1 protein-coding gene is annotated in these 1,547 nt (G+C 34.6%); it reads left to right on the top strand.

Annotation, left to right across the window (positions count from 1 at the left end; genetic code table 11):
* The first annotated feature begins 207 nt into the window (after nucleotides 1-207).
* Nucleotides 208-1,413 carry an acetate/propionate family kinase gene (locus tag BLP58_RS11710; RefSeq protein WP_013853782.1) on the top strand — a complete coding sequence of 402 codons (1,206 nt, stop codon included), beginning with the start codon at nucleotides 208-210 and terminating at the stop codon, nucleotides 1,411-1,413.
* The last annotated feature ends 134 nt before the right edge of the window (nucleotides 1,414-1,547 follow it).

Below are 1,547 nucleotides of genomic sequence, written 5' to 3'. Positions count from 1 at the left end.
CAATCATACGAGAAAGGAACTCCTTTTTCTAATGTTTTAGGAAATTAAATTAAGGAATAATTCATCCTTACACAAACTATTTTACAGTCTCCTTTTGTTATTTATAAGACAGCGCTTTAATTTATTACATAAATTAAAAATGTATATAGTATACTTAGTATGTAAGTACATTTTTAATAGGATGGTTTAATTATTAAGGACATAAACATGAAAAAAATTTTAGTAATTAATTCAGGTAGTTCATCATTTAAATTTAAACTTTTTTCTTTTCCTGAAGAAAAAGTTCTAGCAGAAGGAATGGCAGACAGAGTTGGTTTAGATGATTCATCTTTTGAAACAAAATTAGCAGACAAATCTAAGCATGTCGACAACATCGATATTCCTGATCAAGCTACAGCAGTTAAGTTGCTCTTAACCAACTTAAAGAAATATGACGTAATTAATGACCCACATGAAATTATTGGTATCGGTCATAGAATTGTTGCCGGTGGCGAAAAGTTTAAGAATTCATCATTAATCACCAAGGATAATCTGCATGAAATTTACGACTTGCAGGAATATGCACCATTGCATAATGTGGCTGAAGCCGATGACATTAAGGCCTTTATTGATCGATTGCCTGATGTACCAGAAGTTGCTGTATTCGATACTTCCTTCCATCAATCTCTTGATCCAGTTCACTATCTATACTCAGTTCCTTATGAATACTACCGTAAATACAAAGTAAGAAAATATGGTGCCCATGGTACTTCTGTGCGGTTTGTTACTCAAAAGGCTGCTCAAATGCTTAATAAGCCTTTAACTGACTTAAGATTAATTGTTTGTCACTTAGGTTCAGGCGCTTCAATTACCGCAGTCAAAGACGGTAAGTCACTCGATACCTCAATGGGTTTCACCCCAGTTGCAGGAATTACAATGAGTACTAGATCAGGTGACGTTGATCCATCACTACTTGAATACGTCATGCATAAAGAAAATCTCATAATGGATGAAATGATTTCTATTTTAAACCATAAATCTGGTTTATTGGGTATTTCCGAGATATCGCCAGATATGCGTGATCTAAGAGAAGACATGACCCCATTAACTGGTGAAAAGAAGCGCAAAGCTGATTTAGCCCGTAACATCTTCATTAATCGAATCTGCAGATACATTGGCTCTTATATCGTAGAAATGAGTGGCGTAGATGGTATTATCTTCACTGCTGGTGTTGGTGAACATGATTATGGCGTTAGAGAAAGGGTAATGAATGCCCTTAAGTTCTTAGGCATGAAACCAGATCTGGAAGCTAACCGTGCTAATAAAGAAGGTTTAATTTCTCAACCAGATTCAAAGATTGCTACTTTATTGATTCCAACCAATGAAGAATTAATGATCGAACGTGATGTAGTCAGAGTAGCCAAGTTAAAGTAATAATCCTAGCCAAAACAAAAGCGCCAATCGTGCGCTTTTTTTGATATGAACCCCGAAATTCGGACAAGAATTTCGAGGTTTTTATTTATGTCTAAATTATCCAAACAAGATAAAATTGATATTTACAATAATTG

Source organism: Lactobacillus kefiranofaciens (assembly GCF_900103655.1).
GTDB classification, from domain to species: Bacteria; Bacillota; Bacilli; order Lactobacillales; family Lactobacillaceae; genus Lactobacillus; species Lactobacillus kefiranofaciens.
This window is presented reverse-complemented; position numbering and strand designations above follow the sequence as displayed.

What these genes read in the sequence shown, in the direction of transcription:
- BLP58_RS11710 (WP_013853782.1), top strand. Translation starts at nt 208, where the DNA reads ATGAAAAAAATTTTAGTAATTAATTCAGGTAGTTCATCATTTAAATTT.